This is a genomic window from Nocardia sp. NPDC060220 (genome assembly GCF_042727815.1).
Classification (GTDB): domain Bacteria; phylum Actinomycetota; class Actinomycetes; order Mycobacteriales; family Mycobacteriaceae; genus Nocardia.
The window spans coordinates 1-4,123 of the sequence record NZ_JBHWZY010000629.1; the positions used below are offsets into that span (position 1 = coordinate 1).

General features: G+C 68.1%; 5 protein-coding genes. 3 read left to right on the plus strand and 2 right to left on the minus strand.

What is annotated here, in order from left to right:
* The coding region (locus tag ACFWF3_RS26615) for a MarR family winged helix-turn-helix transcriptional regulator (protein ID WP_379316077.1) at positions 1–430 on the minus strand (430 nt) is incomplete at its 3' end.
* A 114-nt stretch (positions 431–544) separates the two neighbouring features.
* Here ACFWF3_RS26615 and ACFWF3_RS26620 point away from each other — a divergent pair.
* Positions 545–1,492 (plus strand): SMP-30/gluconolactonase/LRE family protein, encoded by a 948-nt coding sequence (locus ACFWF3_RS26620; RefSeq protein ID WP_379316079.1) that lies wholly within the window; start codon positions 545–547, stop codon positions 1,490–1,492.
* On the opposite strand, the gene ACFWF3_RS26625 is transcribed toward ACFWF3_RS26620, so the two are convergent.
* Positions 1,479–2,255, minus strand: a complete 777-nt coding sequence (locus ACFWF3_RS26625) for an alpha/beta fold hydrolase (RefSeq protein WP_379316081.1) — start codon at positions 2,253–2,255, stop codon at positions 1,479–1,481. The two genes, ACFWF3_RS26620 and ACFWF3_RS26625, sit on opposite strands and share 14 nt — an antisense overlap.
* Positions 2,256–2,296: 41 nt before the next feature.
* Between ACFWF3_RS26625 and ACFWF3_RS26630 the strand changes: the two genes are divergently transcribed.
* Together ACFWF3_RS26630 and ACFWF3_RS26635 are read left to right on the plus strand one after the other, a co-directional pair.
* Positions 2,297–2,983, plus strand: a complete 687-nt coding sequence (locus ACFWF3_RS26630; RefSeq protein WP_378991182.1) for a ZIP family metal transporter — start codon at positions 2,297–2,299, stop codon at positions 2,981–2,983.
* Positions 2,984–3,089: 106 nt separating this feature from the next.
* Complete coding sequence (locus ACFWF3_RS26635) at positions 3,090–3,890, plus strand: DUF6585 family protein (protein ID WP_378991184.1); 801 nt, start codon at positions 3,090–3,092, stop codon at positions 3,888–3,890.
* Positions 3,891–4,123: the final 233 nt, after the last annotated feature.

Here is a 4,123-nt window from a genome sequence, read left to right on the forward strand (position 1 = left end):
TCTCGTCGAGTGCCAGCGCGCTGCGCGTGAGCAGTTCCTGCACCGCCGCCAGTTCCGCCGCGGTGAATCGATCGGCCAGTGTGCGCTCCACCGCGATCGCGCGGGTGTCGGCATCGGCCATCACCGACCGTCCCGCCTCGGTCAGACGGGTCTCCAGCACGTTCTTGTGCCACTCGTGCGGGGTCCGATCCACCAGGCCGCGCTCCTGGAGGTTGGTCAGCACGGTGTTCATCGTCGGCGGGGTGACGCCGGCCAGCCGGGCCAGGGCGGCCGCCGAGATGCCGGGGTTCTCCGCGAGGTGCAACAGCGCGCTGTACTGCGCGACGGTCAGCCCGGCCGGTTTCAGCGCGGCAGTCTTGGTCGCGATCAGGGCTTGCTCGGCGCGCTTGATATACGAGCCGAGCCTCTCGGCGGCGGGCATGGACGTCATGGGTGCATGATATCCGCCCATCACTTCGTAACTCCCTTGACGATCATAACGACTCTAATTTACATTACTGCCTATCGCTTGATGTTCAGCATTACATCACTGAGAGGCTTCATCATGTTGCGAACCATTGCCGTCGCCACCGCATGCCTGGCCCTGACCGCGTGCGGGACCTCGCCTGCCACACCCACGCTGAGCACGGCCTACGAACTGCCGGGCAGCGCCGTATATCCCGAGGGCATCGGCTTGGACGCGCGCAACGGTGACACCTATGTCGGGTCGTTCGCGGACGGAGCCGTCTACCGGGCGACGGCCGACGCCGCGCGCGCGGAGGTGTTCCTGCCCGCGGGCGCCGACGGCAGGAAGACAGCGAACGGCGTGAAGGTCGATCGGAGCGGTCGGCTGTGGGTGATCGATTCCGGTGTGGGCGTGAGTGTGCACGACACCGGGTCACGCGCACTGCTCGCGAAGTTCGCAGTACCCGGTGACGCACCACGTTTCGTCAACGATCTGGATTTCGGGGCGGACGGGTCCGCCTACCTGACCGACAGCGTGCGCAATGTCGTCTACCGAGCGGTCGTCGGCTCCGGCCGTGACGAATTGACCGTGGCCTACGACCTGACCGCCACCCTCGGACCGCGTGAGCCGAAGGTGTTCGAGCTCAACGGAATTGTCGCCGACCCGGCCGGGACGTATCTGATCGTCGTCGCCATGTCAGCGGCCGAGCTGTACCGCATCGACCTCACCGGCGGCCAGGAAACGATTCGCAAGGTGGCGCTGACCGGTGGCGATGCGCGCCACGGCGACGGCTTGGACCTGCGCGGGGACACCCTGTGGATCGTTCACAACCTCGACAACACCATCAGCCGCTGGACCCTCGGCGACAACGGCGCCACCGCCACCCGCACCGGCGAATTCCACGATCCCGCGCTGAATGTTCCTACCACGATGGTGCATTCGGGCGAGCAGGCGCTGATCGTCTCCTCACAGTTCGACAAGGGCGGACCGCTGGGGGCGCAGGGCACGCCGGGGACGTTCGTGGTCTCCGCCGTCAGTGGGATCTGATGAATTCGCCCAGCACGGAGACGAACTCGTCCGGTTGCTCGACCTGGGGCGAATGGCCCGCGTGCTCGACGAGGTGGGTGTCGGCGCCCGCCGCGGCGAAGCGGGCGAGGGTCTCGGTGCTGTCGTAGAGGTTGTCGTGACGACCGTGGACGGCGAGGACGGGCTGGTCGAGGGCTTGCGCGCGGATGTCGAGCGGGGCGGCCGCGAAGTCGGCGGCACGGCCGCCCACCGCGTAGGCGAGGCCGCCGGGAAGGGCAGTGCGGAAATCGCGGACCAGCGCTTCGGCCAGGCCGGGCGCCGAGTCGTAACGGAATCGGGGCGCGAAGACCGAACGGTTCGCCAGGCGGATCACCGGTCCGGGTGTCCACCGTTGCGCCAAGCGCACCGACCACGGACGGACCACCCATCTCGCGGCGGTCGGGATGCTCGCGGCCCGGTAGTCCGGGGCCTGGCCGACGACCACGACGCGAGCCACCCGACGCGACGCGGCGGCGAGTTCCAGCGCGATCTCGGCGCCGAACGAGTGGCCGACCACCGTCACGTCGGTGAGGTCGAGGTCGTTCATGAGGGAGACGAGCGGAGCGGTGCGGGCCGCGGCGCTGAAGTCGCCGTCGGCGCCCAAGTCGTGCATGTCCACGCGGATCACCCGGAAGGTCGCGACCATCCGCTCGGCGACCGCGGCGAACCAGTCGACCGAGCCGGGGATGCCGTGCAGGAACACGATCGCCGGTGCCGTGCGTTCGCCTTCGTCCACAACCAACACGTCAACCACCCTAGTCGCGCACAGCCGAATAGGCTCTCGGCATGTCTACCGCCCTGCTGTACGGCCTCGGTACCGCGGTCCCGCTGCTGATCGGGGTGGCGGTGGGGCTGCGGTGGACGCTGCCGAAAGCCGTGCTCGCCGCGATGATGGCGTTCGGCGCGGGCACGATGATCGCGGCGATATCGGAGGAGCTCTTCGCGCCCGCCTTCCACCGCGACGGCGCGCTGCTCGCCGGCAGCGCGCTGTTCGCCGGCGCGGGGGTGTACGTGGTCGCCAACCATCTCATCGAGAACAAACTGGGGCCCGCCGCTATCGGCTGGGCGTTGCTGCTCGGGACGGTGCTCGACGGCGTGCCGGAGAACCTCGCACTGGGTGTATCCCTCAGTGGCGGAGGCGGATTGGTGTTGGTGGTCGCGATCGCCGCGGGCAATGTGCCCGAAGCGGTCAGCGGGGCGGTACTCATGCGCGAGCAGCACGGGTTCGAGGCGGGCCGGACCTTCGCGCTCTGGGCGGTGACCGCCGCGGTGCTCGTCGCGGTGACCGTGCTGGGAAACGCTTACGCCGACTCGGTTTCGACGACCGCGATCAGCGCGGTCCAAGCGTTCGCGGGCGGCGCCACGATCGCGGTGCTGGCCGACTCACTCGTCCCCGAGGCCTATCGCGAAGGCGGCTGGTGGGTCGGAATGGCAACCGCGGCAGGATTCTTCGTCGCTTTCGCCATCGGCTGAGCCATTCCGCCCGGTCGCGGCCAGAATTTCATCTCCGTACCGGTGGCAATATTCCGCCGGTTCGCATACGCTTCGCCGCGGATGAAAACGCCTCTTGGAGGGACGAGTGATCACTCCGAACAGGCCGGAGGACGTAGCCGATGCTCGGCACGCGGTGCCGTTGACCCAACTGATACACCTGATGGCGGAGTATCAGCAGCTCGGCGCGCACCGTGACACCTTTCTCGCCACCCCCGCCGACGACACCTTCGTGCGCGGCTGTGGCATCGTCGCGGGCTGTATCGCCACCATCGGCATCATCGTCGCGGCCGTCGGCGGCTGGCAGGGCGGTGTGGCACTGCTCGTGATCGCCGGCGCGCCCGTCCTGCTCGCACTGCGCCGCGGGGTGATCAACCGGCAGAACCGCGCCGCCCGCATCGACCTGTTCGACCAGGGCGTCACCGTCTACCGCTCGGGTCAGCGCGTGGCCGGATTCCGGTGGGACAGCACCGAAGTGCGTCAGCACGCGATCCCGTTCCACGACACCACCCCCGTCACCTACCTGCTGGAGCTGTCGGGCCCCGGCGGTGTCGAAGCGACCATCGACGAAGAGGGTTTCGCCCGCGCCCGCGAATGGGCCCGCGCCATCCAATCCGCCGTCACCGCAACCCAACTCCCCGCCGCGGTGGCCGCCATCGACAACGGCGAAACCGTCCCCTTCGGCGACCTCTCCCTCTCCCTCGACGCCCTCACCTTCCGCAGCGAAGCCCTGTCCTGGGAAGACATCCAGCTCATCGACGCCCGCAGCGGCCACATCCGCATCAAACTCTCCGGCGTGTGGATGTCGCTGGCCCCCGTCAGCACCATCCCCAACTTCTACATCTTCAACGAACTCGCCGAACGCCTCCGCCTCACACCGGTCGGCTGAGCTCGCACGAACCTTGCCTGCTTGATCAGCTGCATACCAATCACTTTCATTGAGATCGGCGCGTGGATGATCTATCCGGCCTCACGGCTATCGAAAACGCGCTGAAGCCGATCTACGGCGATACCGAAGGGCAGCAGTGGGGGACGCTGATCTCCTGGACGCTCGGTGGCCCTGACCCGCTGGATCCCGTCAGGGTTTACCCGCGAGCCGACCCGGTGCCGCACTGGCACTAC

Coding starts and splice junctions, on each gene's coding strand:
- ACFWF3_RS26620 (WP_379316079.1), top strand. CDS start 545: ATGTTGCGAACCATTGCCGTCGCCACCGCATGCCTGGCCCTGACCGCG.
- ACFWF3_RS26630 (WP_378991182.1), top strand. CDS start 2,297: ATGTCTACCGCCCTGCTGTACGGCCTCGGTACCGCGGTCCCGCTGCTG.